The 26366-nt window shown below is 29.5% G+C and carries 24 protein-coding genes; 18 read left to right on the forward strand and 6 right to left on the reverse strand.

Annotated elements, in window-relative coordinates; all coding sequences use genetic code 11:
• The first annotated feature begins 20 nt into the window (after positions 1-20).
• From ABWO08_RS02220 to ABWO08_RS02250, 7 genes are all read left to right on the forward strand, one after another.
• Positions 21-2159 carry an OstA-like protein gene (locus tag ABWO08_RS02220; protein WP_502902942.1) on the forward strand — a complete coding sequence of 713 codons (2139 nt, stop codon included), beginning with the start codon at positions 21-23 and terminating at the stop codon, positions 2157-2159.
• Between the two features lie 62 nt (positions 2160-2221).
• Complete coding sequence (locus ABWO08_RS02225; RefSeq protein ID WP_353083423.1) at positions 2222-3445, forward strand: oligosaccharide flippase family protein; 1224 nt, start codon at positions 2222-2224, stop codon at positions 3443-3445.
• 7 nt (positions 3446-3452) lie between these two features.
• The gene (locus ABWO08_RS02230; protein ID WP_353083424.1) at positions 3453-4715 is read left to right on the forward strand and encodes an O-antigen polymerase; all 1263 of its coding nucleotides are present in this window, start codon (positions 3453-3455) and stop codon (positions 4713-4715) included.
• Positions 4716-4959: 244 nt separating this feature from the next.
• Positions 4960-5907: an O-antigen ligase family protein gene (locus tag ABWO08_RS02235; protein ID WP_353083530.1), complete on the forward strand. Its 948-nt coding sequence runs from the start codon at positions 4960-4962 to the stop codon at positions 5905-5907.
• A gap of 20 nt (positions 5908-5927) precedes the next feature.
• Positions 5928-7019: a glycosyltransferase family 4 protein gene (locus tag ABWO08_RS02240; protein ID WP_353083425.1), complete on the forward strand. Its 1092-nt coding sequence runs from the start codon at positions 5928-5930 to the stop codon at positions 7017-7019.
• The gene (locus tag ABWO08_RS02245; RefSeq protein WP_353083426.1) at positions 7007-7537 is read left to right on the forward strand and encodes a WcaF family extracellular polysaccharide biosynthesis acetyltransferase; all 531 of its coding nucleotides are present in this window, start codon (positions 7007-7009) and stop codon (positions 7535-7537) included. The genes ABWO08_RS02240 and ABWO08_RS02245 overlap by 13 nt, the downstream gene beginning before the upstream one ends.
• 12 nt (positions 7538-7549) lie before the next feature.
• Positions 7550-8749, forward strand: coding sequence for a WcaI family glycosyltransferase (locus tag ABWO08_RS02250; protein ID WP_353083427.1), 1200 nt, complete (start codon positions 7550-7552; stop codon positions 8747-8749).
• A gap of 11 nt (positions 8750-8760) precedes the next feature.
• Here ABWO08_RS02250 and ABWO08_RS02255 read toward each other — a convergent pair whose 3' ends face one another.
• On the reverse strand, positions 8761-9804 hold the full coding sequence (locus ABWO08_RS02255) for a GDP-L-fucose synthase family protein (protein ID WP_353083428.1): 1044 nt from the start codon (positions 9802-9804) through the stop codon (positions 8761-8763).
• Position 9805: 1 nt separating this feature from the next.
• Positions 9806-10861 carry a GDP-mannose 4,6-dehydratase gene (gmd, locus tag ABWO08_RS02260; protein WP_353083429.1) on the reverse strand — a complete coding sequence of 352 codons (1056 nt, stop codon included), beginning with the start codon at positions 10859-10861 and terminating at the stop codon, positions 9806-9808.
• Between the two features lie 189 nt (positions 10862-11050).
• Here gmd and ABWO08_RS02265 point away from each other — a divergent pair, with 189 nt between their 5' ends.
• From ABWO08_RS02265 to ABWO08_RS02275, 3 genes are read left to right on the forward strand one after another with little or no spacing between them, the layout of a single operon-like run.
• Positions 11051-12367, forward strand: coding sequence for an O-antigen ligase family protein (locus ABWO08_RS02265; protein ID WP_353083430.1), 1317 nt, complete (start codon positions 11051-11053; stop codon positions 12365-12367).
• A 2-nt stretch (positions 12368-12369) separates the two neighbouring features.
• Complete coding sequence (locus tag ABWO08_RS02270; protein WP_353083431.1) at positions 12370-13353, forward strand: UDP-glucuronic acid decarboxylase family protein; 984 nt, start codon at positions 12370-12372, stop codon at positions 13351-13353.
• Positions 13354-14706 carry an undecaprenyl-phosphate glucose phosphotransferase gene (locus ABWO08_RS02275; RefSeq protein WP_353083432.1) on the forward strand — a complete coding sequence of 451 codons (1353 nt, stop codon included), beginning with the start codon at positions 13354-13356 and terminating at the stop codon, positions 14704-14706.
• 194 nt (positions 14707-14900) lie between these two features.
• On the opposite strand, the gene ABWO08_RS02280 is transcribed toward ABWO08_RS02275, so the two are convergent.
• Entirely contained in the window at positions 14901-16238 is a 1338-nt protein-coding gene (locus ABWO08_RS02280; RefSeq protein WP_353083433.1) for a T9SS type A sorting domain-containing protein, read from the reverse strand.
• Between the two features lie 117 nt (positions 16239-16355).
• Between ABWO08_RS02280 and purD the strand changes: the two genes are divergently transcribed.
• On the forward strand, positions 16356-17630 hold the full coding sequence (gene purD / locus ABWO08_RS02285; protein ID WP_353083434.1) for a phosphoribosylamine--glycine ligase: 1275 nt from the start codon (positions 16356-16358) through the stop codon (positions 17628-17630).
• On the opposite strand, the gene ABWO08_RS02290 is transcribed toward purD, so the two are convergent.
• The gene (locus tag ABWO08_RS02290) at positions 17622-17852 is read right to left on the reverse strand and encodes a DUF6341 family protein (RefSeq protein WP_353083435.1); all 231 of its coding nucleotides are present in this window, start codon (positions 17850-17852) and stop codon (positions 17622-17624) included. The genes purD and ABWO08_RS02290 overlap by 9 nt on opposite strands.
• Before the next feature lie 73 nt (positions 17853-17925).
• On the opposite strand from ABWO08_RS02290, the gene ABWO08_RS02295 reads away from it, so the two are divergent.
• On the forward strand, positions 17926-18855 hold the full coding sequence (locus tag ABWO08_RS02295; RefSeq protein ID WP_353083436.1) for a DUF6427 family protein: 930 nt from the start codon (positions 17926-17928) through the stop codon (positions 18853-18855).
• On the opposite strand, the gene upp is transcribed toward ABWO08_RS02295, so the two are convergent.
• Positions 18850-19503: a uracil phosphoribosyltransferase gene (gene upp, locus ABWO08_RS02300; protein ID WP_353083437.1), complete on the reverse strand. Its 654-nt coding sequence runs from the start codon at positions 19501-19503 to the stop codon at positions 18850-18852. The two genes, ABWO08_RS02295 and upp, sit on opposite strands and share 6 nt — an antisense overlap.
• Positions 19504-19603: 100 nt before the next feature.
• On the opposite strand from upp, the gene ABWO08_RS02305 reads away from it, so the two are divergent.
• Together ABWO08_RS02305 and ABWO08_RS02310 are read left to right on the forward strand one after the other, a co-directional pair.
• The gene (locus ABWO08_RS02305) at positions 19604-20209 is read left to right on the forward strand and encodes a DUF4254 domain-containing protein (protein ID WP_353083438.1); all 606 of its coding nucleotides are present in this window, start codon (positions 19604-19606) and stop codon (positions 20207-20209) included.
• A gap of 5 nt (positions 20210-20214) precedes the next feature.
• Positions 20215-21252: a glycosyltransferase family 9 protein gene (locus ABWO08_RS02310; protein WP_353083439.1), complete on the forward strand. Its 1038-nt coding sequence runs from the start codon at positions 20215-20217 to the stop codon at positions 21250-21252.
• Here the strand turns inward: ABWO08_RS02310 and ABWO08_RS02315 are convergent.
• Positions 21249-22301, reverse strand: coding sequence for a 2Fe-2S iron-sulfur cluster-binding protein (locus tag ABWO08_RS02315; RefSeq protein WP_353083440.1), 1053 nt, complete (start codon positions 22299-22301; stop codon positions 21249-21251). The two genes, ABWO08_RS02310 and ABWO08_RS02315, sit on opposite strands and share 4 nt — an antisense overlap.
• Before the next feature lie 200 nt (positions 22302-22501).
• On the opposite strand from ABWO08_RS02315, the gene porW reads away from it, so the two are divergent.
• From porW to ABWO08_RS02335, 4 genes are all read left to right on the forward strand, one after another.
• A complete protein-coding gene (porW, locus tag ABWO08_RS02320) occupies positions 22502-25327 on the forward strand; it encodes a type IX secretion system periplasmic lipoprotein PorW/SprE (RefSeq protein ID WP_353083441.1) in 2826 nt (941 codons plus the stop codon).
• Positions 25328-25330: 3 nt separating this feature from the next.
• Positions 25331-25735 carry a bactofilin family protein gene (locus tag ABWO08_RS02325; RefSeq protein ID WP_353083442.1) on the forward strand — a complete coding sequence of 135 codons (405 nt, stop codon included), beginning with the start codon at positions 25331-25333 and terminating at the stop codon, positions 25733-25735.
• A complete protein-coding gene (locus ABWO08_RS02330) occupies positions 25704-25946 on the forward strand; it encodes an AtpZ/AtpI family protein (RefSeq protein ID WP_353083443.1) in 243 nt (80 codons plus the stop codon). Before ABWO08_RS02325 ends, ABWO08_RS02330 begins: the two co-directional genes overlap by 32 nt.
• Positions 25947-26121: 175 nt before the next feature.
• The gene (locus ABWO08_RS02335; RefSeq protein ID WP_353083444.1) at positions 26122-26331 is read left to right on the forward strand and encodes a hypothetical protein; all 210 of its coding nucleotides are present in this window, start codon (positions 26122-26124) and stop codon (positions 26329-26331) included.
• The last annotated feature ends 35 nt before the right edge of the window (positions 26332-26366 follow it).

Genomic DNA, 26366 nt, shown 5'->3' on the forward strand with positions numbered 1-26366 from the left:
AGAAAATAAACTCCAAACTCTTGAAGAAAAAGTTAATTTTAATTCTATTTCTTTTAATAAATTTCACAATTTGTTTTGCTCAAAAAACAAGCAAAATTATTGTGGAAAATTCTGACTTTTCTGATATTAATCAAAACGAAGTTCCTGATGCTTTATTGTTAACCGGAAATGTAAGAGTAAGACATGACGGAGTAGTACTGACCTGTAATAAGGCTTACTTTTTTCAAAATGAAAACTACATCAAGGCATTTGGTGAGGTGCAAATGGTTCAAGGAGACACCTTATATTTAAACAGTAAATATGCCGAATATAACGGGAACGTAAAAAAGGCATTTGCATCTGGAAATGTATTAATGACCTCTCCAGAATCTACAATGACAACGGATACTATTTATTTAGACAGAAATATTCAGGAGGCCTATTTCAATTCCAACGCCACAATTATAAATAAAAAGAACACTTTAAAAAGCAAGTCGGGAAGGTATTATATTAAAGAAAAAAAATACCAGTTTTTAACTTCGGTTGTGCTTACTAATCCAGAATATACCATTAAGTCCAACCACCTTGATTATTTTACTTCACAAGGCGATTCTTATTTAAAAGGCCCTTCAACCATAACCGGGAAAGACAATTTTATTTATACCGAAAACGGGTATTATAATAGCAAGAAAAACATTGGAAATTTTAAAAGGAAATCCTACATAAAATATAAGGAACGACTAATTGAAGGGGATAGTTTATACTATGACCGCAAGAGAGAATTTGCCTCTGGAACTAACAATGTAAAAATCACCGACTCGATAAATAAAGCCATAATTAAAGGCCATTATGGTGAGGTTTATAAAAACAAAGATTCCTTATACATTACCAAACACGCTTCTATTAGGTATTTAATAGAAAAAGATTCCATGTTTATTCATGCTAAAAAAATAATCGTTACAGGCAAAACAGGTGAAAGAAAAGTCACAGGATTTAATAATGTTCGCTTTTTTAAAACGGACCTTAGCGGAAAATGTGATTCAATTCATTCCGACCAAAAAGTCGCACTTACAAAACTTATTGGAAAACCAATCCTTTGGAATTTTGAAAGTCAAATGACTGGAGATATTATGCATTTAGTTGGAAACAATCAAACAGAAAAACTGGATTCTTTAAAAATTTTAAAAAACACTTTTATTATTTCAAAAGATACATTAGGGACCGGCTTCAACCAAATTAAAGGGCTAAATCTTTACGGAAAATTTAAAGAAAACAAACTCTACGAAGCCGATGTGGTGAAAAATACCGAGGTAGTTTATTTTATGCGAAATGATAAAAATGAATTAATTGGGATTAATAAAAATGTAAGTAGCCGCATTAATATGACTATGGATGATAAAAGTAAAGTGGATACAATTACTTTTTTTGATTCTGTTGATGGCGACATCTATCCTGAAAAAGAGCTGCTTGAAAATGCCCGTAGACTGAAAGGTTTTGTATGGCGCGGTGACGAACGAATAAAAAATAAAGAAGAAATATATCCTCCAGACGAAGAAGAATTCCACAAGAAAATTGTTTTAGAAAGCAATAAAAAATTTGAATTAGAACAACTTGGTCAAGCTGCAGAAAAAAACAAATTGGAAGACCATATAAGTGGTGATAATTTTTATGAAGAATTTTTTAAAAAATATAATAATTATATAGTAGTAGATAAAAATGGCACAAGACTTCTTGTAAGAAATTTTAAGTTTGGATTTCCAGAAGACGAATATTCATTTGATAATTATAAAAAGAAACATCCGAAGTATAAAAAAGAAATAAATATAGACAGGCTACTTTGGGATGTTAAAACTATGCCCGGTAAAAAATATAATGGAAAGTTATTTACTGGAAATGAAGATTTATTTGAAATAGAGTTGCCCAAAAAAGAATATTTAACTTATGAAGAGATTTTCGAGTTATATAACAATAGAATTGTTATTGACAGAAATGGTATAGAAATGTTGATCCAAAATAATAAAATAAAAATTCCAATAGACGCTAATTCAATTAATAATTTTAGTAAAACTCATCCAAAATGCAAAAAAATAGTTAGAATAAATCAAGTCTTATGGGATTGGAGAACAATGTTAGGTAAAGAGTATGATGGAGGACTTTTTAATGGAAATGAAAAAGAATAAAATAACTAATTGCAAATATAGTTTATGTTAAACTTTACAGAAAAATTAATTTGAAAAACGCTATGGATTTAAAAATTAATCCTTTTTTAAATTTTTTAAATATTGGAATAATAAAAATTTTAAATATTGGATCAAAATATATTTTAGTTGGTTATTTAATTCGTGTTTTAGGTGAAAACGGATATGGTACATTGACTTGGGTTGATTCCATCGTTCAATATTTTATTATGCTAATAAATTTTGGATTTGATTTATATGCCGCTAAATATATAGTTGAGAACAAAAACAACCCTAAAAGACTTAATGAAGTAATTACTTCCATTTATTATATTAAAAGTCTATTATTTCTGCTATGTTTCATATTGTTGATACCATTATCTTTTAATCTTCAAATAAATAATTATTTAAATCTTATATCATTAATGCTTATTTTAGGCTTAGGAGAAGTACTAATGCCAATATGGTTTTTTCAAGGAATTGAAAAAATGAAATCCGTAACAATTTTAACTTTTACAACAAAATTGTTATTGATATTACTGACCATATTTTTTATTAAAAAAAGTAATGATATTAATTTATATATAGTTTTTTTAGTTTTTACAAATGCCGTGTGGGGATTATTAGGGTTTTTGAAAATGAAGAAAGAAATTCAATTTGAATTTATTAAAATTTCAAAATTAACATTAATTAAATATTTGAAAGAGGGATATCTATTTTTTATTGGCAAAGTTTCAACCTTTATATTTAATATGGGCACATTGTTTATAATAGGGTATTTCTATTCAAAAGGGAATGTTGCAGGGTTTGATATAGCTATAAAAATTGTATTTGTTTTTATTATTCCATTTGAAGTTTTGCAACAAGCAATTTATCCAAAGTTTGTTAGAGGAATTAATAAATCTTACATTAAAAAAATATTAATATATTCATTTTTTTTTAGTCTTTTAATGGCTATATCAACGTACATTTTTTCTGAAAAAATAATTTCAATTTTCGGAGGAAATACTATGATTAAATATAATTTTATTTTACCAATTGTATTGCCATTAATCCCAATTGTAAGCTCCACAATTATTTTAGGAAATTGTATTATGGTGGCTAATGGATATTTTAAAGAATATAACAGGTCTTTAATTATTACCGCATTTTTATTTGTTTTATTTATTATTATTTTAAAAGCAACAAATAATTTAAATTTAATAAATATTATAATAGTTAGAGTATTAGCAGATTTAATTTTACTTTTAATACGACTTTATTATTGTTTAAAATATAAGTTGATTTAGGAAAAAAATGGAAATAGAATATTTTTACTCATTTATTTATATATTAATAAGTTTAGTAATATTAAAATTCTTTTATTATAAAAGAATTGTTTCTATTATTTCACCTGTTGATATGTATATTTTGTTTTTTTCAGCAGTGATAATATTAAATATTTTATATAGATACTATCCTAAAGATCAAAAATTTGATATGTACAATTTGGATACATTTAACAATAAGAATTTCCCTGCACAATTAAATGTTTTTTTTAGAATGATGACACTTTTCTTAATAGGTGTTTTTATATTTAGTATTAGGAAATTAAAATATTTAAGGCTAAGTTCCCAAAAAATAGAAATAATTAACATTAAAAAAGCACCCTTTAATTATGTATTTTTAAAAAATGCAATGATTTTTTTATTATATACATGCATAATTTTAGTTGCGATTGATTATAAATCAGATTTTTTTTATAGAATAAATTACATTCCTCATAAAAGCTCTGTTTTAAAATCTATTTACACTGTATTGTTAATCGTTTTGTCAATATTAGCGGCAATTTCATTTAATAAGAACAAAATTATTTCATTTTTTACAATTACTATTGTTCTTTTGATAGGTATAGGATTAGGAAGTAGAATGGCAACAGTTAATTTAATAACATTCATATTTTCCTATTCATTTATGATAAAAGACAAAAGGACAAAAATTAAATATTTTTTTGTTTGGATTCCAATAATTATTTTCTTTTTTGGTTATAATATAGCATTAAGATTAGAGTCAAATACCCATGGACTAGTTCCATATTTAAATATTATATTGAGTAAGCCAGATGTTATTTTTCACAACACCTTGTTTAATATATACTACACTTTTATTTTTGGATTTGTTGCAACCTCGGAAACTATAAAACTTTATCAGGAAAACATTAGTAATTTATTAACCTGTATCAATCCATTACCCGGAAGTTTAACAAATTGGTATTTGTTTTCGCAAAAATTACGAATAAACATTTATGCTCCTTTTACAGCAATTGGAGAAATGGCTAAATTTCCAGTTTTTAGCTTTTTTTATTATATTTTTTTAGGCTATTATTTTTCATTCTGTGATTTTTATATAAAAACAGCTATCATTGCAAAAAGATATTTTGCACCAGCAATAATAATTATTCTACTATGTTTATTTATTTTATTTTCTTTTGAATATAATTTGAGATCGTCTATTAGATATATATATTATTCCGCATTTATTTTATTTCTTTCTAAAATAAAAATTAATGGAAAAAGTTAAAAACTTGTTTAATTTTATTTTAAATAAATTAGGGTACCTCTTTGGTGTGTTTGTTTTTGTTCCAAATAGAGTAAAGCCATATTTAGTCTTAATTTTGTTTTTAACTAGTATTATTTTATATAGAAAAAGTAATTTTACTGCGGTAATTAAAAAGGCCCTTCCGCTTTTAGTATTATTCTTTATGTATTTACTTTCGTTGTTTTATACAAGTGACTTGAATCAAGGAGTATTATTAATAGTTAGAATGTTACCATTAATTATTTTGCCATTTTCATTTTCATTAATTGGCACAAATAATACAGAATTATTTTTCTCTAAATTTAAAACAGCATTTATATTTTGCCTTGTTATCTATTCAATTTTCATTTTGTTTTATTTATATAAGTTGGATTGCTTGTTTGGAAACAACAGTCTAAATTATGGATATTCTTATATTACTAATGAATTTTATGGATTTAACGACCATCCTATTTATATTTCATCATACTATTGTATAGGGCTTTTATTAATCATTTATAACAATAAAAGCAATATTTATATTTCTTCTTTTTCATTTATTATTATTTTGTTAGGATTGATTTTGCTATCCAGAAAAGGATCAATTATTGCCTTTTTTTTAATTTTGATTTATTATTTTATTTTAAATAAAAAAAATGTGTTAAAAATATTATTTATTATTTTCACATCGATTATACTTATTTTTACAATTCCAGAATTAAAAAACAGATTTTTAGAATTAACAGATTCTGAAAAACAAAATAACTCATCTACTGCAATAAGAGAATTAATCATAGAAAATAGTTTAAAGCTTACTTTAGAATCTAAATTTATTGGCTTTGGTGCTGGTAGCGTTCAAAAAGAATTAAATAAACAATATTATGAGAACAAAAATTTTAGCCTCATAAAAGAAAATTATAATGCTCATAATCAATATTTGCAAATTATTCTTACTGTTGGATTTGTTGGATTTTTAATCTTTTTAACTGCAATTTTTTATTTAACCATTAATTTGAATTACAATAAAAATTATTTTGGAGTAGCTTCGTTAATATATTTTTATATTTTATTTATTACCGAAAGCTATCTGCAAAGACAAAATGGAATAATATTTTTCAGCTTAATAATTAGTTTAATAATATTTAGTAAAGAAATCAAAGAAATAAAACCATTTTTCAACAAATTATCTTCTTAATTATAGGTAAATGTATTTTTATGAAAAAAAATAGAATTCTTATAATTGGCTCATTTCCACCTCCAATTTCAGGGGTAAGTTTGGCAAATAAAGTAATATCCGATGGATTAAAAATGTCAAAGGAATGGGAAGTTGATATTATAAATTCTGAATATTCCAGCAATATTCCAGCAGTGCATGGAGCTATTACAATTCATAAATTTTATTTTTTAAAAACTTATTTATACCTATATAAAGTTCTATTTTCTAATATAATTTATATAACAATTGGACAATCTTTTTTTGGCGTTATTAAGTATGCACCGTTTATTATATTTTCAAAATTATTTAAAAAAAAGATTGTCTTCCATTTGCATGGAGGCCACTTATTGAATGAATATAATCAATTATATGGACTAAAAAGGAAAGCTTTTTATTTTTTTGTATCAAAAATGGACTACGGAATTGTGCTTTCAAAAAGGTTAAGAGACAATTTTTCCGAATTCATCAAATCTTCAAAAATATTTGAGTTACCAAATTTTTATGAATCAGAATTAAGATTGACAGAAAAAGAATTGTTAAATTCAAAAGATTATAGTGAAATTAGAATTATATTTTTGAGTAATTTAATAGAAGAAAAAGGAATAAATGTATTATTAGAAGCGATAAAAAAATTACATGAAAATGGTATAAAAATTAAAATTAAGGTTGCCGGAAATACAGTTTCAAACAATGATTTAAGTAATTATTTTGGTAAATATGGGATTGAATATGTTGGAGTAGTTAATGGAAAAGCAAAAAAAGACTTTTTACTTTGGGGTAATGTTTTTTGTCTACCAACTTTTTACAGAATGGAAGGTCAACCTATTAGTATTATTGAAGCAATGGCAACTGGAAATTTAATTATTACAACTAAACACGCGGGAATTGAAGATATTTGCACTAGCGACAATGCTTTTTTTTGTGAGAAGAATGATCTAAAAGATTTGATTTCAACAATTGAATATCTATCAAATAATGTGGCTGAAATAAAAATAAAGGGTCTTTATAATTATGGTTATGCTAAAGACTTGTTTTCTACAGAAAAATTTATTGATAATGCAAATAAAATTTTACTACAATGTATCAACTAGATCAATTTAATCTTCCGGAAAACTTTAGAGGTAAAAACGGACTAATTGTTCAACTTTGGAGAACAACATATTTTCTTTTATACAAACCTTCTCCACAAATAATGTATGGGTGGAGAAGATTTTTATTAAGGTTGTTTGGTGCAAAAATTGGAAAAAAAGTAATTCTAAGACCATCTAGTCAAATAACCTATCCTTGGAAATTAGAAATTGGCGATTATTCTTGGATTGGCGATGATGTTGTTTTGTATAATTTAGGTGATATTAAAATTGGCTCCAATTCCATAGTGTCTCAAAAAAGTTACCTATGTACAGGCTCTCATGATTATAGTTCAATCAGTTTTAATATTTTTCAAAAACCAATTGTTATTGGCAATTCTTGCTGGATAGCTACGGATGTTTTTATTGCCCCAGGCGTAACAATCACACACGAAGTAGTTATTGGGGCGAGATCAATTGTTTTTAAAGACATATTAGAAAAAGGTATTTACAAAGGAAATCCAGCGAAAAAGAATAGTTAAAGAAATTGATTTATGAACATTACAATAATAAGTAATAACTATTATCCTGAAGACAGCGGAATTGGATTATATTCTTCAGGAATGGCAGAGTTTTTGGCAAAAACTCACAATGTAAAAGTTATTACTGCAATGCCATATTACCCGCAATGGGAAATTTATTTCGAGTATAAAGATAAACCAAAATTTTACAGAGAAACTATCAACAACGTTGAGGTTTTTCGCTTTAAACAATATACACCTAAAAACCCTACTTTTTTAAAAAGGATTTTTCAGATGTGCCATTTTTTATTAGGCTCAATAGTAAATGTTTTTAAAATTAAAAAAAATGATGTTGTAATTGTAGTTATGCCCTTTACAATTTCAATTTTTTTAGGAATACTGGTTAAATTATTTAAAGGCGGAAAACTATTGGTTCATGTACAAGATTTCGAATTTGATGCAGCTTTTGAAACAGGAATATCAAAAAAGAAAGGATTATTAGCCAAATTTATTCTTAAACTAGAAAGACTTTTATTAAATAGAGCTGATTCTGTTAGCACAATAAGTTATGGAATGTTGAAAAAACTGAAGACAAAAACAAACTCATCAACTAGTTATTTTCCAAATTGGATAGATTATTCAAAAATTAATCCCGAAACAGCAATACCAAATAAAAACTTTGACATAAATAAATTTAATATTTTATATTCCGGAAATATAGGAGCAAAGCAAGACTGGGATTTTTTTATAGATTTTGTAAAAGCTTGTAAAGAAAATAATAAAGTCCATGTTTATCTAATTGGCGAAGGAGCCAAAAGAGAGGAAGTAGTTAAAAAAATTAAAAATTTATCGAATTGTACTTATTTACCGCCAGTCCGTTATTCAGAATTAAACGATTTCTTGTGCAATGCTGATTTACATATTCTTTTTCAAAAAACTGCTGTTATTGACTCTGTAATGCCATCAAAAATATTAGGGATGATGGCTAGCGGTAGACCATCATTTGTAACAGGCCATGAAGAGTCTGAGGTTAAATATAATTTCGAAATTTCTAATGGTGGATTTTATTTTTATTCAGAAAATAAACTTAGCCAAATAATAAAAAAAATAGATTATTTAATTAAATCTCCCGAGAAATCTATAGAAATTGGAAATAATGCAAGAAAATTTATTATAGATAATTTTTCACTGGAGACAATATTAACTAATTTTGAAAATGAAAATTTAAATTAATAATTTTTTAATTATTTGTCCAAGTACCACAGATACATTTTTTTAATACCCTCAGCTAGGTCTATTTTATGTTTCCAGCCCAAATTATTAAGCTTACCGCAATCGGTAAGTTTTTTTAACGTTCCGTCAGGTTTTTCTGTATTAAAAACAAAATCACCGTCGTAACCAACAATTTCTTTTATTAGATAAGCTAAATCTTTAATAGAAATATCTATTCCAGTCCCTATGTTAATGTGGGTGTTTTTTATTGTATCAGGGTTTGAGTAGCAATCTTTAAAATCTCGATTTTCCATTATAAAAACACAAGCATCGGCCATATCTTCCGACCATAAAAACTCTCTCATGGGCGCGCCACTTCCCCATATTTCAACTTTGTCTTTAGCTATTTTGTATTGATTCAATAGCAAGTTTGCTTCGTCTAATGTATTTACTTTTAAGTCTAACAAAAGCGCTTCAATATTATTTTCTGAAAGTAATTTGGCTAAATGAACTTTTCTCAATAAGGCAGGTAATACATGCGATTTTTCTAAATCAAAATTATCATTTGGCCCATATAAATTAGTGGGCATTACCGAAATAAAATTGGTTTTGTATTGAATATTATAACTTTCACACATCTTTATCCCAGCAATTTTTGCAATGGCATAAGGCTCGTTGGTATATTCCAATTCGTCAGTTAATAGATATTCCTCTTTCATGGGTTGAGGACAATTTTTTGGATAAATGCAGGTACTTCCTAAAAACAAAAGTTTTTTCACTCCATTAATATAACTCTGATGAATTATATTATTCTGAATCATTAGATTTTCATAAATAAAATCGGCACGATAGGTATTATTTGCAATTATTCCTCCAACTTTTGCCGCTGCTAAAAAAACATAATCTGGTTTTTCTGCAGCAAAAAATGTGGTTACATCTGAAGTATTTGTAAGATCAAGTTCTTGTCGCGTTCTAGTGACAATATTTGTATACCCTTTTTGAATAAGGTTTTTAACTAGCGCACTTCCAACCAATCCATTATGACCGGCAACAAATATTTTAGATGCTTTTTCCAACTTATCTTCTTTTTACATATTCCATATCATGTGAAACCATGATTTTTACAAGTTCTTCAAATGAAGTTCTAGTAGGATTCCAACCTAACTGAGTTTTTGCTTTTGTTGGATCTCCAAGTAAAGTTTCCACTTCAGAAGGTCTGTAATAATTAGGATCAACTTCAATTAAAACAGCGCCTGTTTCTTTACAAACACCTCTTTCATTTTCATTTTCACCTTGCCAAACGATTTTAATTCCAGCCTCTTTAAAAGCTAATTCACAAAATTCTCTAACAGAATGTTGTTCCCCTGTAGCAATTACATAATCTTCAGGATTTTCTTGTTGTAGCATTAGCCACATACATTCTACATAATCTTTTGCATAACCCCAATCTCTTAATGAGTTTAGGTTTCCTAGATATAATTTTTCTTGTAAACCTTGTTTAATTCTTGCTACAGCTAAGGTAATTTTTCTTGTAACAAAGGTTTCTCCTCTTCTTTCAGATTCATGATTAAATAGAATTCCATTTACCGCAAAAATATTATAAGATTCTCTGTAGTTTTTTGTAATCCAAAAAGCATAAATTTTAGCTACACCATAAGGGCTTCTTGGATAAAAAGGAGTTGTTTCAGTTTGTGGGATTTCTTGAACTTTCCCATAAAGCTCAGAGGTTGAGGCTTGATATATTTTGGTTTTTTGTTCTAATCCACATATTCTTATTGCTTCCAATAGTCTTAAAGTTCCAATTCCATCTGTTTCAGCTGTATATTCTGGCAATTCAAACGATACTTTCACATGAGATTGAGCAGCAAGATTATAAATTTCATCTGGTTTTATTTGTTGAATTAACCGAATCAAATTAGTTGAATCGGTCATATCACCATAATGAAGTTTAATACGTTGCTTTAAATGAAGGTCTTTAATTAAAGATTCAATATATAAATGCTCTATACGCTCGGTATTAAAAGTAGAGCTTCTTCTTATTATTCCGTGAACAAAATAACCTTTTTCTAATAATAATTCTGCTAGATACGAACCGTCTTGTCCGTTAATTCCAGTTATTAAAGCTGTTTTCATTTTTTTTCAAATTTCAAGTCACAAATATAGATTTTTTTAATTAATTGTTAGCCCAGCCAATTGAAACAAATATTATTTTATGGTTTTTCGGTTAAGTATATTTACATAAATTGAATCCAAAACATTTTATAAATTTTGATGTTATTTACAACAATAAGTATATTTTTGTAAATATTTAAAACATTGTAAATGGGCATCTTTAATAGAATAATTTCAAGTTTTCCCAAAAACATCATCCTTAATTCCCAAAACTCTTTTGGGGCTCTTATTACCCTAATTTTAGTCGCTTTACCACTTAACAATATTTTTGTAAGTATTGCCACAATTGGGTTTGTAGTATTTGGAATTGTATTAAATAATAAACAAATTATAAATAACGAAAAGACATTATTTTTTCCTATTTTGTACTTTATCATCTTGTCTTTATCTTTAATATGGACTAATAATTTTGATTCCACATTATCGGGCGTTCAAAAATCTTTATCGTTTTTAGTCATCACAGCAGTTTTTATAGTTATTCCTAAAATTTCAAAAGATATTCAAAACTGGATTATTAGAATGTATAGTTTTGGTATGTTAGTTTATGCCGCAACGTATTTAATATTGGCATCAATTAATTATTATCATACACACAATAGAGAGCTTTTCTTTTATAAATATCTTGTACCAGAAGACCCAGGATCTATTTATATGTCGGTTTTTGCTTCGTTTGCATTATTTTATTTTGTTCAGTTGAAAATTAGAAATTCAATTGAAAAAATAGCATTAGTAGTATTGTCCACATTTGTTTTTTTACTTTCTTCAAAAAGTATTATTACTATTGATTTTGTTATTATTATTTGGTTTTATGCTTTTAATGCAGAAATTTCCAAAGGCACAAAGGCACTCACAATTTCGGCTGTTTCTTTGTTTTTAGTATTATCAATATTCTTTGTTAAAGAAGTAAAAGAGCGTTTTTATCTTGAATTTGAAACCGCATTTGTAGATAATATTCCTTCTATGATTAATTCTGCACTTCCAAGCTCCATTCATAATATTAGCGTACAAGAGGCATGGGAAAATCAAAAATTTCAACAAACTGATTTTTTCCCTGGCGCTGCATTAAGAGTATATCAATTAAGGATATATAAAGAAATACAACAAGAAAACCCAACTTTTATATCAGGATTAGGTTTAGAAGCCTCGCAAGATAAAATTAGAGAAAAAGCTAAAGAGCACAATTTGAATTTGGAGTATGGCGAATATAATTTTCACAATCAATACATACAAACCCTTGCAGAGTTAGGAATTTTCGGGCTATTAATATTGATTATAATGCTTTTGGTTAATTTATTAAACGCAATTAAACAAAAAGATTTTCTTCATATTGCTTTTGCAATCACAATGATAATGTTATTTTTGTCTGAATCATTTTTTTGCAGACAAAGAGGAATTGTGTTTTTTATTATTCTATATTGTTTGTTTAATTCAAATTATTCGAATTTACAAAGAGATAAAATCAATTAAACATGAAAAGAATATTAATTACGGGCGCAGCAGGATTTCTTGGCTCTCATCTTTGTGATCGTTTTATTAAAGAAGGTTATTTTGTTATCGGAATGGATAATCTTATAACCGGAGATTTAAAAAATATTGCCCATTTATTCAAACTAGAAAACTTTGAATTTTATCACCATGATATCACAAAGTTTGTTCATGTACCTGGTAAATTAGATTATATTCTACATTTTGCTTCACCAGCCAGCCCAATTGATTATTTAAAAATTCCGATTCAAACCCTTAAAGTTGGATCACTAGGAACACACAATTTATTAGGTTTAGCCCGAGTTAAAAAAGCAAGAATACTTATTGCTTCCACTTCCGAAGTTTATGGAGATCCATTAATTCATCCACAAACAGAAGAATATTACGGCAATGTAAATACCATAGGCCCAAGAGGCGTTTATGATGAGGCCAAACGATTTCAAGAATCTATAACTATGGCTTATAATACTTTTCATGGAGTAGAAACAAGAATTGTAAGGATTTTTAATACTTATGGCCCACGAATGCGACTTAATGATGGCCGTGTAATTCCGGCTTTTATTGGACAAGCGTTGCGAGGTGAAGACCTAACAATTTTTGGCGACGGAATGCAAACCCGCTCTTTTTGTTATGTAGATGATCAAGTGGAAGGAATTTTTAGATTACTTCATTCAGATTATGTATTACCAGTTAACATTGGAAATCCAGATGAAATAACAATAAAAGATTTTGCAGAAGAAATAATTAAACTTACAGGAACCAATCAAAAGGTAGTCTATCATCCACTTCCAATAAATGATCCGCTACAGCGTCAACCAGATATTACCAAAGCCAAAGAAATATTAGGCTGGGAAGCCAAAGTTTCTAGACAAGAAGGAATGAAAATTACCTACGAATATTTCAAATCGTTATCTACTGAAGAATTATTAAAAGAGGAGCATAAAGATTTTTCAAAATACATTTTTTAAGTGCAAAGACATACCGGAAGGTTTTCCATATATATTAGACCATTTTCTTATTTGCTGGATTTAATGATAATTAATTTCTTAGCAAATAGTCTTTTAATAGATATTTTTAACGGAATCTATTACCATTTCTTTATTTCATTTTCTTGGATAGTAATCTCTTGGAATGTAGGTTTTTATGAAGTTTATCGTTTTACAAAGTCTTCAGAAATTCTTGAAAAAATAGGAAAACAATATGCCACATTTATTGTAGTTAATTTTGCATATATTGGTTACTTTCTTAAGTTTTCAGACCCTTCTTTGATCATTAAATTTGTTTCTATTGCAACGGGATTAATAGCCTTTGAAAAATTATTTATTTATTATTTTCTAAGAAAATTTAGGGTAGTATATGGAGGGAATTTTAGAAGAGTTGTAATAGTTGGAGAAGAAAAACATACTGCTCACCTCGTTGAATTTTTTAATGAAAATCCAAATTATGGATACAAGCATGTAAAATTATTTGATTTACAATCTAATAAAAAAGAAAAAATTCAGGAGTGTTTCCAGTTTGTTGTTGAAAATAAAATAGATGAGGTTTATTGCGCATTGGCAGATTTATCTATTACCGATGTAAATAATTTCATTGATTTTGCTGATAACAATTTAAAGACATTAAAATTTTTACCAGACGAAAAAGAAATTACAGCGAGAAATCTTAAGTTAGATTACTACGGTTATATTCCTATTTTTTCCCTGAGGAACATTCCTTTAGAGGAAACTGCAAATAAAATTATTAAAAGAATCTTCGACATTCTTTTTTCTATATTAATTATTATTGGAATTCTTTCTTGGTTAATTCCAATTTTAGCCATTTTTATTAAATCAGAATCCAAAGGGCCAGTATTTTTTAAACAAAAGAGAAATGGTTTGAATTATCATGAATTCGATTGTTTTAAATTCAGATCGATGACAATAAATGATATAGCTGATTTAGAACAGGTTTCAAAAAACGATCCTAGGATTACAAAAATTGGAAAATTCATAAGAAAAACAAGTATTGATGAATTGCCTCAGTTTTTCAATGTTTTTTTAGGAGACATGTCGGTTGTAGGACCCAGACCACATATGGTAAGCCATACAGAAATGTATGCTAAAAAAATAGATAAATTTATGGTGCGCCACTTTATAAAACCAGGAATTACTGGATTGGCCCAAACGAATGGTTATAGAGGTGAAGTTGAAACAGAAAAAGACATCATAAATAGGGTTAAATATGATATTTATTATTTAGAAAATTGGACATTATTTCTTGATATTAAAATAGTAATATTAACTGTATTCAATACAATTAAAGGCGAAGAAAAGGCCTATTAATAATATAATTTAAGAAAAACAGACTACTTACAGAACTAAAGTCATATTAAATCAATTTTTGTAAATATAGTTTTAGTTACCATTCAATTATTAATTATAGTGTTAAATAGACTAAATTATAATAATTTTCAAAGAAAAATTATAGCAATAAATTGCAAAAAAAAGGACTAACATCGTTAGCCCTTTTTACAAAATTAATTTTTAATAATTTTTACGGTTTCCGATTTTGTTTCTGAAGCAAATTTAAAGAAATAAATTCCTGAACTCAAGGCAGTCACATCCATTGTGTTTTCTATACCATTTAATTCTTTATCAAGAATTGTTTTACCGGTTAGATCTACTACTTTTAATGAAAACGAATTATCTATATCTGAGAAAATAGAAACTACATTATTAGCTGGGTTAGGCAAAACTTTAAACGAAGTATTATTAGTGATAAAATCTTGATTACTCAATAATGGTTCAAATTTAAAAATTCCATCTGTAAATGGATCAGCATTAAATCCACCACACCATCCTGTACTGGCGTTTAAAAAAGCCGGTGTTAGACGCTGCATTCCAGTATCTATAGTAGTCCAGGTTACACCATTGTCAGTACTAATTGCAGATCCAGTTCCTCCAGATGTTGTTCCCGCACCGGTTGCAACAATAGTTGTTGTTCCTGGTATGTAAGTCATTAATCTATATCCAGTGTAAGTGACGGCAGCAGACCATGTTGCACCACCATCTGTAGTTCTGTATATTCTATAAGTAGGACTTGTTGCAGAACCATTGGTTGTAGATAAAAGAAGTCCATTATTATTATCACTAAAAATTACCTTTCCATTAATAGCAGCAGAGCCAAAATCAGTAATTGGGGTGTTATATTTAACCCACGTTACTCCCATGTCTGTAGTCCTATATAATTTACCTTTATTAGTTGTAAACCAAAAAGAGGTACCGGCAGCAATAGGGGTGCCATTGTAACCGTATTCTCCGGAAGCTGGATTTGGGATGTTAGCTGGCGAAACTGGAGTCCATGTTTCACCACCGTCAGAAGTTAAATATATTTCATACTCACCACCAACTGGGTCTCCATAAGCCACACCATTATTTGAATTAAAAAAATGAACTCCATTAATAAATGATGAACCAGTTGTTTGAAATGCTGAATCATTTTGTTGATTCCAGGTAGCTCCTCCATCAGTTGTTTTATATATTACTCCATTACCATCCGCAGGTATTAATGCACTAAGCCATGCCGTCGTTGCACTTACTGGGCAAATACTGTTAATTTCTAACATATTATTTCCTATATCAATTACTCCAGGTGTCCAAGTAGCACCACCGTCAGTAGTTTTTGTAAATTCTTGAATGTTAACTGTTGTATCAACACCATCAAAAGCTTTTGCCCAAATAGTGTTAGCATCAACAATATGAATTTCGTCTATTCCTCTAGAAGGATTGTTAAATCCTGTAGCTTGAGAAGTCCAACTTTGAGCAAAAGTTATAGCTGAAATTAATAAAGATAAAGTAAGTAATGATTTTTTCATATATTAAAATTTAATGATTTAGCACAAAAATATATAAAAAAATAAACAATCATAAGAAAAATTTAAAATTCTATTTAAAACAAACTATTTTTGCACCACAACTCATAGCACAACACAATGACAATTTTACTACTTGGTTCTGGCGGAAGAGAACACGCTTTAGCATGGAAAATGTTACAAAGTCCTAAATGCTCCAAACTTTTTGTAGCCCCAGGAAATGCCGGAACAGCTTCTATTGCTAAAAATGTAGCATTAAACATTACAGATTTTGAAGCCATAAAAACATTCGCTATTCAAGAAAAAATTGATTTGGTTGTAGTCGGCCCAGAAGATCCATTAGTATTAGGAATTTATGATTTTTTCAAATCAGATGCTGCACTAAATCACATTCCTGTTATTGGACCTTCTAAAGTAGGAGCGCAATTAGAAGGGAGTAAAGAATTTGCTAAAGAATTCCTTGTAAAAAATAATATTCCAACAGCAGCTTACGCAAGTTTTACCAAAGAAACTGTAGAAAAAGGATGTGACTTTTTAGAAACACTGCAACCGCCATTTGTGTTAAAAGCAGATGGATTAGCTGCAGGAAAAGGCGTTTTAATAATTCAAGATTTAGAAGAGGCCAAAACCGAATTGCGCAACATGTTGCTGCATCAAAAATTTGGTAGTGCAAGTTCTAAAGTTGTGATTGAAGAATTTCTTGACGGAATTGAATTGAGTTGTTTTGTGTTAACAGATGGTAAAAACTATAAAATTCTACCTACTGCAAAAGATTATAAAAGAATAGGCGAAGGCGACACCGGATTAAATACGGGTGGAATGGGAGCTGTTTCTCCAGTGCCCTTTGCAGATGCTGTCTTGTTAGAAAAAATTGAAACCCGAATTGTAAAACCTACTATTGCAGGATTACAAAAAGATAATATTGAATACAAAGGCTTTGTTTTTATTGGATTAATCAATGTAAAAGGTGAACCAATTGTAATTGAATATAATGTTCGAATGGGAGATCCCGAGACTGAAGTAGTAATTCCGAGATTGAAATCCGATTTAGTTGAGTTATTTCAAGCAGTGGCAAATCAAACCTTAGATCAAGTTTCATTAGAAATCGATGAAAGAAGTGCCACTACAATTATGGTTGTATCTGGAGGATATCCTGAAGATTATGATAAAGGATTTGAAATTACAGGATTAGAAAAAATCCAAGATTCGATTGTATTTCACGCCGGAACTAAATTAGAAAACAACAAAGTTGTTACTAACGGCGGTAGAGTGATAGCAATAACTTCATTTGGAGATAATTTCCAAGAGGCCATAAAAAAATCTTATCAAAACATAGAAAAACTACATTTTGATAAGATGTATTGTAGAAAAGATATTGGATTCGACTTACTTTAAGAAAGAGTGCGCCGTAGTATCTTGGTTTTCTTCGTTGTTTTTTTGGTGAATGGTTAATTGTTTGCACCAGTAGATAATATATTTCATGCAAACCGCCATTAAAGTCCAGCTAACAATATTTGCTAACCACCAATTGTCTAATTCTAATGCGCGTAACCAATCTAAAGGTTTGAATAAAAAATCTACAAAAAGAGATTGTATTGCTTCAAAAAATGCTTTCATCTAATTAAGTTTTATTTGTTTTTGTATTGGATGTAGTGTTATATTTACAATCGCAAAAGTATAAAATATACTCATGATAACAAGCATTTTTAAAAAATCTACTCCAATTAATTATTCTTTGATAGGAATTTTAACTATCATCCTGTTTTTTGTATATCAATTTCACAATCCGACAGGAATAAATACTTGGGGCGATATTATAAAAAAATCGGCTGCTTTAGTACTTGTTTTCGGGTCATTATTTCTTTCTAATTTTATTGTTAAAAAAAATGCTTTATCCAAAGGGAGCTCCTATACAATATTGTTTTTTTTCCTTTTCTTACTTTTCTTCCCGAAGATATTCAGCAGTATCAATTTGCTTTTAGCAAATTTCTTTGTTTTGTTATCCATGAGAAGATTAATTTCTTTGCAAACATTAAAATTCACAAAAGAAAAAATATTTGATGCCTCTTTATGGATCTTCGTAGCAAGTTTGTTTCATTATTGGGCTATAATTTTCATAGTTCTAGTATACATTTCCATAATATTTAATGCTTCACGAGATTATAGAAATTGGTTAATTCCCTTTGTAGCTCTTTTCGGATTTGTGGTGGTAATTCTGTTTTATGACCTATTATTCGAAAAATCGGTGGTAACTAATTTTCTTCATTCAGGAGAAGTGAGTTTTAAGATCGATTATTTTACAAGTCAAACTCAAAACATAGCTTTTTCTATTTTTGCAGTATTCTTGGCATTTTTTGTTTTTCCATTTGTTTTTTCAATTCCAAATAAGCCATTAAATCTTCAAGCATCCTATAAAAAAGCACTTTTTGGAACAATATTAAGCATCCTTGTTTTTTTAATTTCAGCTAATAAAAGCAATGAAATTTTGGCGTTTTCTTTCTTGCCAATGGCAATAATTGCAACGAGCACAGTAGAAAATTTTCAGAGTAAATTTCAACAGGAATTAATATTATTAATTTCTATTGCTTCGGGGTTTTATTGCTTCTTTTCGCAACTATAGTTTATCTCCAAAAGCCAAATCACCAGCATCTCCAAGTCCTGGAATAATGTAGTTTTTTTCATTTAGTTTTTCATCTAACGAGGCTACCCAAAGATGGCAATTGCTTGGAGTATTTTTTTCTAAATAAGCAATTCCTTCGGGCGCGGCAATGACAACTGCAATATGAATTTCTTTGAGGTTTTGTATTAGGTTTAATTTATTTAACACCGCAACAATAGATTGTCCCGTGGCAAGCATCGGATCAATTAGGATTAGCGTTTTGTTTTCCAATGAAGGCATTGCCTTATATTCTATTAATATGTCAAAGAAATCATCGTTATTTGGATGGTGTCTGTAAGCTGAAACAAATCCGTTTTCGGCATGATCAAAGAAATTTGTAAATCCCGAATGCAAAGCCAATCCCGCTCTAAGGATAGAACATAAAACCACTTTGTCCGCAATTGCTGCAGTTTGTTTTACACCAAGCGGAGTAGTAACGGCAATTTCTTGATAGTGCAATTCCTTACTAATTTCATATGCCATTATTTCACCAATGCGCTCCATGTTTTTCCTAAAACGCATGCTGTCTTTTTGGATTTCTACAGCCCTAATTTCTGCTAAAAAATGATTAAGAATACTGTTGTTTTTAGAAATAGTATGAATTTGCATAAAAGTGATAATTAAGTAGGTTTATGTAAAAGTATAAAAACTATCTTTGCACTCGAGACCTTTTTGTTAAATTGTATGAAATAATTAAAATAATATAGTGATGTTTTCAAAATTTGCCTATTCCATATTTGAACAAAGTATTAAGGATTACCACGTTCACGACAGTGTAGATCAACCTATAAACAACCCTTATCCAAGTGATAAAATTGAGCATTTGTTGTATTTTAAAAACTGGATTGATACCGTGCAATGGCATTACGAAGACATCATTAGAGATCCAAATATTGATCCGGTTGCGGCATTAACTTTAAAAAGAAAAATTGACGCTTCTAATCAAGAACGCACCGACATGGTGGAATATATTGACAGTTATTTCCTTCAAAAATATGCTCATGTTGCCGTTAAGGCTTCCGCCAAAATCAACTCAGAAAGTCCGGCTTGGACCATTGATAGATTGTCTATTTTAGCTTTAAAAATTTATCACATGAACGAAGAAGTTACTCGTGCAGAAGCTTCGCAAGAACATAGAGATAAATGTCAAGAAAAACTAAATGTACTTTTAGAGCAACGAACCGATTTATCTACTGCAATTGATGATTTATTATTAGATATTGAAAACGGAGATAAATTTATGAAAGTGTACAAACAGATGAAAATGTACAACGATGACGATTTGAATCCAGTTTTATATCAGAATAAAAAATAATTTATTTGTCAAATAACGCTCAGCATATTGCCATTATCAGACTCTCTGCAATGGGAGATGTTGCTATGACAGTTCCTGTTATTTTAGCTTTGTCACAGCAGTATCCCGACTTAAAAATTACCGTTGTTTCAAGGCCGTTATTCAAATCGATTTTTGAAAATATTCCGAATATAAATTTTTTCTCGGTTCATACCCACAACGAGCATAAAGGAGTTTTAGGAATCATCAAGTTGTACTCCGTTTTAAAAGCGCTTGGGGTAACCCAAATTGCCGATTTTCACAACGTACTTCGATCTCAAGTGGTGCGCCAATTATTTGCACTTTCTGGCAAAAAAGTAGCCGCAACCGATAAAGGCAGAGCCGAAAAAAAAGCACTCACTAGCTTAACTAATAAAGATTTCCGACCTCTAAAAACAATGATCCAAAGGCACTTGGACACACTCAAGGAATTGGGTTATTCGGTTAATTTGGACATGCCTTATTTATTAGAAAAAGAACCGATTCCCGAAAAAGCATGTTCCATTTTGGGCGAAAAAAATGAAAAATGGATTGGAATTGCGCCATTTGCGCATTATAGCGGAAAAAGCTATCCAATTGATTTAATGGAAAAAGTGATCGCAGCACTTTCCGAAAATAAACAAAATAAGATTTTATTGTTTGGTGGCGAAGAAGATTTCGCTCAATTAGAAAAGCTAGTAAATGGCTCAGATAATGTTTTTAATTTTTCAAAAAAGTTTTCGTTTACCGATGAGTTACATCTCATTTCAAATCTAGATGTAATGCTTTCTATGGATTCTGGAAATGCACATTTGGCAGCATTATTTGGAGTAAAAACCATTACTTTATGGGGCGCTACGCATCCTTATGCTGGCTTTGCACCGTATAACCAACCGGAAGAAAATTGTTTGGTCTCCGATAGAGTGCACTATCCATTATTGCCGACTTCGGTTTATGGGAATAAAAAAGTTGATGGTTATGAAGATGCTATGCGAACAATTTCGCCAGAAAAAATAGTTGACAGAATTCTGTCACAACTTAATTAAACATCATCAAAATCTACCGTTAATTCACTCGAAGTTGGATGTGCTTGACAAGTTAGAATAAGGCCATCGGCCACTTCTTTATCACTCAAAATAGAATTCTTTTTCATCTCTGCAGTACCTTTAGAAACGCGAGCTAAACAGCTGCTGCAAATTCCGCCTTGGCAAGAATAAGGAGCGTCAATGCCTTGTTTTAAAGCAGCATCTAAAATGGTTTGCTTCTGACTCATTTCAAAAGTCGTTTCTTCGTCGTCTACCAAAACCGTGATTTTAGTATGCCCTTCGTGAGAACTTGCTTCAGTATTTTCAGTTCCTGATGCGGTAAACAATTCAAATTTGATGTTTTTATCAGCAACATTGTGTTCTTTTAAAACGGCAGTTGCCAAGTTGATCATATCTTCAGGACCACATAAATAGAACTTATCAAAATCTTTTTCTTTGTGTTTGTTATCAAAAACAAAGTTAATATTCGACTTGTCTATTCTTCCAAAAAGTTCGTTTTCAACTTTGGCCTGACTGAAAGTATAATGCACAAATAAACGACCAACATATTTTAGTTGTAAATCGTGTAATTGTTGGTGAAAAATAGTTTCTTCGGGAGTTTTATTTCCATAAAGTAAAACAAAAGAACTTTTAGGCTCGTTTTCTAAAACCGATTGTAGGATTGACATTACAGGTGTAATTCCGCTTCCAGCAACTAGAGCTGCGTAGTTTTTTTGTTTTTCAAAATGAGGCTCAAAAGTAAATTTACCTTCTGGCAGACCCACCTCTAGAAGATCTCCAACGCCAAGATTTTCGTTAGCAAATTTTGAAAAAAGACCATTTTTTACTGCCTTAATTGCAATGCGTAATTCACCACTATTAGGCGAAGAACAAATGGAATAAGCACGACGAATTTCTTTTCCGTCAAGCGTTAATTTCAAATTAATATATTGACCTGCGATAAATTGATACGCAGATTGTAATTCGGTTGGAACATTAAAAACCACAGAAACTGCGCTAGGTGTTTCTCGCTTAATTTCTTTGATTTGTAACTTATAAAAAGATGCCATTGAGTTTTATTTTTTGCAAAGGTAAGAAATAGCAAGTATTTTCAAATAGGAGGTACTTTTTATTATTTTATATGGATTCATTCCATAGAATTTAGAAGAAAATCCGGCATATTTTTTTAAAGTATCAAAAAGAAGCTTACTTTTACCAGTTAGTTATACTAAAACTAACTTTTATTAGTTAGTTATTAAACGATTTGAATTTGAAAACGATTACTTTAAAATATACTTTTCTTACCGCAGCAGCATTAATTTTTGTTGCTTGTTCTACAAAAAAAAACACCTTTGTTTCAAGAAATTACCATGCATTAACAACAAAAGATAATGTACTTTATAATGGTAATTTGGCAATAGAAAAAGGGATTTTAGAATTGAAATCTCAATATAATGACAATTTTTGGGCGATTCTTCCGGTAGAACGCATGCAGGTTTCGCAAGAGCAAATGGCGCAAGGCCAGGCCAAAAATCAAAATTTTGAAATAGCAGAAACAAAAGCAGTCAAAGCAATTCAAAAGCATTCTATGAATATTGGCGGATCAGAAAAAAATCCGCAAATGGACGAAGCACATTTACTTTTAGGGAAAACAAGATATTACGATCAACGATTTGTCCCAGCTCTCGAAGCATTCAATTACGTGTTGTACAAGTACCCAACTAGTAGTAAAATTCAGGAGGTTAAAATTTGGAGAGAAAAAACCAACATGCGCATGGATAATGATGCGGCTGCGGTAATCAATCTAAAAAAATTACTAAGCGAGATAAAATTTAAAGATCAAATTTTTGCCGATGCCAATGCCGCTTTAGCGCAAGCGTATTTAAATTTGGATGAAAATAAAAATGCTTTAGCAAAATTAAAAATAGCGACGGAGTTTACTAAATCTAAAGAAGAAGTAGCGCGATACCTTTTTATTGAAGCACAAATTTATGAGCGTTTAGGTCACAAAGACAGTGCTTATGCAAAATTTCAGGAGGTTATTGATATGAAGCGCAAGGCCGCAAGACAATATGTGATTCAAGCTCATGCACATCAAGCGGGTCAATTTGATTTTAAAAAGGGAGATACAATAGCTTTCTTAGAAAAATTTAATCATTTGCTAAAAGATAGAGAAAACAGACCATTTTTAGATGTCTTAAACCACCAAATGGCTTTGTTTTATGATTCACAAAATAAAACTAAAGAAGCTATAGGGTATTATAATACATCATTAAAAAAGAAAACTAAAGACTCGTATTTAGTTGCTTCTAATTATAGAAATCTTGCGGATATTTATTTCAATAAAGCCAAATATGTAGTAGCTGGGAAATATTTTGACAGTACATTGACAGTATTAAATTCTAAATCGAGAGAATTTAAATTGATTACCAAGAAAAGAGAAAATCTAGAAGATGTAATTAAGTACGAAGGCATTGCACAACGAAAAGACAGCATTCTAAAAATAGCTACATTATCTAAAGAAGGTAAAGAAAAATATTTTAATGAATATATTGAATCCCTTAAAAAAGAAGATGCAAAAATTGCTGCAGCTTTAGATGCTAAATCTAAAGATTCTAAAGAAAAAGAAGCGTCGGGAGCCGAAAACGGATCGGCTGCAAAAACGGCTGCAACCAAGCCAATTGCCCCAGTTAATATTAATCAAGGATCTGGAAGCACTTTTTATTTTTATAATCCATCAACTGTCGCTTTTGGAATCCAAGAATTTAAGAAAAAATGGGGAGATAGAGCCCATGTATTTAATTGGAGATTATCAAAAGAATCTTTAAAAGACGATTCAGTTTCTGATGAAAATAATGACGCTGAAGCAGACACTGAAAACGCAACAAAAGAAGTAAACGAAAAATATACAGTAAATTTTTATACCAAACAAATTCCTTCCTCTTCGAAGGTTTTGGATAGTATTGCTAAAGAAAGAAATTTTGCTTACTACCAGTTGGGAGTGATTTATAAAGAAAAATTTAAAGAGTATAAAAGAGCTGCAGATAAACTTGAAAAAATTTTAGACAACAAGCCAGAAGAGCGTTTGGTATTACCATCAATGTATAATCTTTATAAAATTTATGAGATTATTGATACGGAGAAAGCAATGGCAATGAAGTCAAAAATAATTTCTCAATTTCCAGATTCTCGTTATGCACAAATATTAAGCAATCCTGGAGGCGTAAATTCATTAAGCTCCACGCCAGAAGTAGCTTACAATGAATATTTCAGAGATTATGAAAAAGAAAAATACAGAGAAATATTACCAAAGTTAGAACAAGCTATTGAACAATTTACGGGAGAAGAAATGCTGCCTAAATTTGAATTATTGAAAGCCAATGTAGTTGGAAAACTAAAAGGAGTTGCTGAGTTTAAAAAAGCGCTAAATTATGTAGCTCTTTCTTATCCAAATAGTGAAGAAGGTAAAAATACTGAGGTTTATATTGCAACAAAAATTCCATATTTAGAATCGTTTTCTTTTAATTCGGAAACCCCAACTTCTTGGAATATATTATTTAAAGTAGACGATTTAACTGCTAAAAGCAGCAAAGATCTTTTAGATAAAATCACAAAATTTGCCAAAGAAAGAACCATAGAAAAACTAACGGTTTCATCGGATATTTATACATTAGAAAGTAATTTCTTTGTAATTCACGGAATTAAATCTGTTGAAAGTGCTACAGGAATTGCCCATGTATTGAAAGAATATAAAGATTATAAAATAGCCGACCTAGCCATTATAATATCGAGTGAAAATTATAAAGTAGTTCAGGTGAAAAAGAATATTGATGAATATACCTCAGGTGATTGGATTAACAAACCAATTGTTCTTATTCAAAGAAATATTGCTCTTCCTGAAGAAAAAATTGCATATAAAAAACCAGCAGTTGAAAAAGAAAATCAACCAGGTCAAAACCCTAATAACAGCCAGAAACAAGCCATTAAATCAAAACAAAATATGGATGCGCCTCAAAATGATATCGATCCGTCAGATAATAATTTAAACAGCGCAAATCCGAAATCAGCTAATCCAGGGTTCCCTAAAAAACCATAAATTATGTTTGATAAAAAGACGAAATCTTATACCGATTTATTGGGTAAAACCAACAGAATTGTAGAAGGAACTATAATTAAAGGAGATATTGTTTCTCCAGCAGATTTTAGATTAGACGGACATTTAATAGGAAATTTCGAATCTAAAGGCAAATTGGTTATTGGTCCAGCAGGAAGCCTAGCCGGAGATGTGCAATGTAAAAATTGCGATATTGAAGGGAAATACAAAGGTAAAATACAAGTTGCCGAATTATTAAATGTTAAATTAAAATCGAGTGTGCAAGGTGAAGTGGTTTGCGGAAAACTTTCTGTTGAACCTGGCGCCGACTTTAGTGCGAGTTGCATAATGAAACCAAATTCTAAATCCAACCAACTAAATGAATCTTCAGTCACCGAAAAAAAAGCCTAATAAATGGTTGGCATTAATTAATATTCCCATTCAAATGGGGGTAGTAATTTTTTTATTTTCGAAACTTGGCACTTGGCTAGATCAAAACTACCCTAATCCCAAAAATTTATTTGTAAAACTCTTTACCTTAATTGGAGTAGCACTAGCATTTTATAATTTAAATCGACAATTAAAGGAAATCAATAAATTAGACAACAATGAAGAGAAGTAAATTCCAGCCTTTATTTGAAGCTGTTTTTCTTGTAATTATTACTTTTCTTTTTCATGAATTGTTTATCCATTTTAAATATAATTCTATAATTACTTCTAATTTTAGGTATCCAACCCCATTATTGTTCTTGTTTTTTTTCACTTGTTCTGTAATTATATTATTAATTCTGATAAAAATGAAGAAAAAAAACATCGACAGCGTTGGGCAAACCTTTTTATTAGTAACAAGTATAAAAATGGGAGTAGCATATATTTTATTACATCCAATTTTACAAGAAACAAACGAATTAATCACACCAGAAAAATCAAATTTCTTTTTAATATTTGCTGAGTTTTTAACAATAGAAACAGTTGTAACTATTAGAATGTTAAACAAAAAGCAATAAAACAGAAAAACACACCCACTTTTCTCAAAAAAAAT

This window comes from Flavobacterium sp. (genome assembly GCF_040383245.1).
GTDB lineage: Bacteria > Bacteroidota > Bacteroidia > Flavobacteriales > Flavobacteriaceae > Flavobacterium.

Bases quoted from the DNA above. Each gene is read 5' to 3' on its own strand.
- ABWO08_RS02240 (WP_353083425.1), top strand. From the start codon at position 5,928: ATGAAAAAAAATAGAATTCTTATAATTGGCTCATTTCCACCTCCAATT.
- ABWO08_RS02305 (WP_353083438.1), top strand. From the start codon at position 19,604: ATGTTTTCAAAATTTGCCTATTCCATATTTGAACAAAGTATTAAGGAT.
- ABWO08_RS02265 (WP_353083430.1), top strand. From the start codon at position 11,051: ATGGGCATCTTTAATAGAATAATTTCAAGTTTTCCCAAAAACATCATC.
- ABWO08_RS02225 (WP_353083423.1), top strand. From the start codon at position 2,222: ATGGATTTAAAAATTAATCCTTTTTTAAATTTTTTAAATATTGGAATA.
- ABWO08_RS02280 (WP_353083433.1), bottom strand. From the start codon at position 16,238: ATGAAAAAATCATTACTTACTTTATCTTTATTAATTTCAGCTATAACT.
- ABWO08_RS02325 (WP_353083442.1), top strand. From the start codon at position 25,331: ATGTTTGATAAAAAGACGAAATCTTATACCGATTTATTGGGTAAAACC.
- ABWO08_RS02250 (WP_353083427.1), top strand. From the start codon at position 7,550: ATGAACATTACAATAATAAGTAATAACTATTATCCTGAAGACAGCGGA.
- ABWO08_RS02315 (WP_353083440.1), bottom strand. From the start codon at position 22,301: ATGGCATCTTTTTATAAGTTACAAATCAAAGAAATTAAGCGAGAAACA.
- upp (WP_353083437.1), bottom strand. From the start codon at position 19,503: ATGCAAATTCATACTATTTCTAAAAACAACAGTATTCTTAATCATTTT.
- ABWO08_RS02245 (WP_353083426.1), top strand. From the start codon at position 7,007: ATGTATCAACTAGATCAATTTAATCTTCCGGAAAACTTTAGAGGTAAA.
- gmd (WP_353083429.1), bottom strand. From the start codon at position 10,861: ATGAAAACAGCTTTAATAACTGGAATTAACGGACAAGACGGTTCGTAT.
- ABWO08_RS02235 (WP_353083530.1), top strand. From the start codon at position 4,960: ATGTTACCATTAATTATTTTGCCATTTTCATTTTCATTAATTGGCACA.
- ABWO08_RS02230 (WP_353083424.1), top strand. From the start codon at position 3,453: ATGGAAATAGAATATTTTTACTCATTTATTTATATATTAATAAGTTTA.
- ABWO08_RS02290 (WP_353083435.1), bottom strand. From the start codon at position 17,852: ATGAAAGCATTTTTTGAAGCAATACAATCTCTTTTTGTAGATTTTTTA.
- ABWO08_RS02270 (WP_353083431.1), top strand. From the start codon at position 12,370: ATGAAAAGAATATTAATTACGGGCGCAGCAGGATTTCTTGGCTCTCAT.
- ABWO08_RS02330 (WP_353083443.1), top strand. From the start codon at position 25,704: ATGAATCTTCAGTCACCGAAAAAAAAGCCTAATAAATGGTTGGCATTA.
- purD (WP_353083434.1), top strand. From the start codon at position 16,356: ATGACAATTTTACTACTTGGTTCTGGCGGAAGAGAACACGCTTTAGCA.
- ABWO08_RS02295 (WP_353083436.1), top strand. From the start codon at position 17,926: ATGATAACAAGCATTTTTAAAAAATCTACTCCAATTAATTATTCTTTG.
- ABWO08_RS02335 (WP_353083444.1), top strand. From the start codon at position 26,122: ATGAAGAAAAAAAACATCGACAGCGTTGGGCAAACCTTTTTATTAGTA.